Annotated in this window: 3 protein-coding genes; all 3 read left to right on the top strand. The window is 61.4% G+C overall.

Annotated features, from left to right (window positions below; all coding sequences use genetic code 11):
• Nucleotides 1–13: 13 nt before the first annotated feature.
• From WB528_RS09340 to ruvA, 3 genes are read left to right on the top strand one after another with little or no spacing between them, the layout of a single operon-like run.
• Nucleotides 14–760, top strand: a complete 747-nt coding sequence (locus WB528_RS09340) for a YebC/PmpR family DNA-binding transcriptional regulator (RefSeq protein WP_423888134.1) — start codon at nucleotides 14–16, stop codon at nucleotides 758–760.
• Nucleotides 761–796: 36 nt separating this feature from the next.
• A complete protein-coding gene (gene ruvC, locus WB528_RS09335; RefSeq protein WP_423888133.1) occupies nucleotides 797–1,324 on the top strand; it encodes a crossover junction endodeoxyribonuclease RuvC in 528 nt (175 codons plus the stop codon).
• A complete protein-coding gene (ruvA, locus tag WB528_RS09330) occupies nucleotides 1,321–1,938 on the top strand; it encodes a Holliday junction branch migration protein RuvA (protein WP_423888132.1) in 618 nt (205 codons plus the stop codon). Before ruvC ends, ruvA begins: the two co-directional genes overlap by 4 nt.
• Nucleotides 1,939–2,294: the final 356 nt, after the last annotated feature.

The raw sequence follows: 2,294 nt of genomic DNA, 5'->3' as shown, positions 1-2,294 counted from the left end.
CCAGAGAACCCGCATGGCCGGCCATTCCCAGTTCAAGAACATCATGCACCGCAAGGGCCGCCAGGACGCCCAAAAGTCGAAGCTGTTCGGCAAGCTGGCGCGGGAAATCACGGTCGCGGCAAAACTCGGAACGCCCGATCCGGCGATGAACCCTCGTCTGCGGGCGGCCGTGATCGCTGCCCGGCAGGAGAACATGCCGAAGGACAATATCGAACGCGCGATCAAAAAGGCGATCGGGGGCGAGGGCGAGAACTACGACGAAATTCGCTACGAAGGATACGGTCCTGGCGGCATCGCCGTGATCGTCGAGGTGCTCACCGACAACCGCAATCGCGCCGCCTCCGATATCCGCTCCTATTTCACCAAATCGGGCGGTAACCTCGGCGAAACAGGCGCGGTTTCGTTCATGTTCGATCGCACCGGCGTGATCGAATATGACACCAAGGTGGCGTCAGATGATGCGATGCTGGAAGCGGCGATCGATGCCGGCGCTGACGATGTGGTCTCCAGCGAAAGCGGCCATGAGGTCTACGCCTCGCAGGAAACGTTACGCGATGTCGCCAAGGCGCTGGAGACGAAGTTCGGCGAGGCCCGCAAGGCGGCGTTGATCTGGAAGCCGCAAAATACCGTCGCGGTGGACGACGAAACCGGCGAGAAGCTGTTGAAGCTGATGGACCTTCTGAACGAGCACGACGACGTCCAGAACGTCTATGCCAATTTCGAGATCTCCGACGCGCTGGTCGCGAAGATGGGCGGATAACCCCGCGTTATCGCGAATCATGGGGTATAAATGCCCATGTCCTCGCAGCCGATTCGCTCATCCCTTCGCATCCTCGGCATCGACCCGGGCCTGCGCCGCACCGGCTGGGGCGTGATCGAGATCGAGGGCAACCGTCTGCTTTTTTTAGGTTGCGGTTCGGTCGAGCCACCGCAGGATTTGCCGCTCGCGAGCCGTCTGCTTGCCATTCATGAGGGGCTGGCCGCGGTACTCGGTAATTTTAGGCCCACCGAGGCCGCGGTCGAACAGACCTTCGTCAACAAGGACGGTGTGGCCACCCTCAAGCTCGGCCAGGCCCGCGGCGTCGCGATGCTGTCGCCGGCGATGTTTGGAATTTCGGTTTCGGAATATGCGCCCAACCAGGTGAAGAAGACGGTGGTCGGCGCCGGCCACGCCGACAAGAACCAGATCATGGTGATGCTGAAAGTACTTCTGCCCAAGGCCGAGCCGAAATCTTCCGACGCTGCCGATGCGCTCGCGGTTGCGATTACGCATGCGCATCATCGCGGCAGCGCTGCGATGCGGCTGAAGGTGGTCGGTCTATGATCGGCAAGCTCAAGGGCCTGATCGATTCCTACGGCGAGGATTTCGTCATCCTCGATGTCGGTGGCGTCGGCTATCAGGTGCATTGTTCCTCGCGCACCTTGCAGGCCCTGCCCGGAGCGGGCGAGGCCGCCGTGCTCTCGATCGAAACTTATGTACGCGAAGACCAGATCAAGCTGTTTGGCTTCAGGAGCGATATCGAGCGCGAATGGTTTCGCCTGCTGCAGACCGTGCAGGGCGTCGGCGCCAAGGTCGCGCTCGCCGTGCTTGGCACGCTGTCGCCGCCGGACCTTGCGAATGCGATCGCGCTGCGCGACAAGGCCGCTGTGACCCGCACGCCGGGCGTTGGGCCAAAAGTCGCCGAGCGCATTGTTACTGAATTGAAAGACAAGGCGCCTGCGTTCGCCAATATTGATCCGGCGGTCGTCAGTCTCTCCGGCGCGATCGACGATTCCCGCGCGCCGCGCCCGGTGACGGATGCGATCTCCGCGTTGGTCAATCTCGGTTATGGCCAGCCGCAGGCGGCGGCGGCCATCGCAGCCGCTTCGCGCAGCGCCGGAGAAAAGGCCGAGACCGCGCAACTCATCCGGTTGGGCCTGAAGGAACTGGCGAAGTGAGCGCGGAGGCCGGCTCCAAGGATTTCGGTTTGCCTCCCGGCCGATTGCGGGCGCGAGAGCTGATCTGCGTTGCCATAACCGTATTATCAGGGACACTGATAATAGGCATCGCAGCCTTGATTGCGGCGATGGCATCGGTGTGCATCATAGCTCCCGCTAACAGGTGTTTTTCGGTATCTCGCGATACCGCTGGCGCTATCTTGAACGGGATTGAACTTTGGCTTTCGCCGGCTTTAGTCGTTGCTGTGTTGTTGGTGACGCTTGCCCGGTTTCGGAGCGGCCTGACCTGGTGGAAAGTCCTTATTGCGGCAATGGCTAGCATGAGTGGATATGTAGTCGCGGCATCAGCAATGGGC

It is taken from the genome of Bradyrhizobium sp., assembly GCF_049586575.1.
GTDB lineage: Bacteria > Pseudomonadota > Alphaproteobacteria > Rhizobiales > Xanthobacteraceae > Bradyrhizobium.
This window is presented reverse-complemented; position numbering and strand designations above follow the sequence as displayed.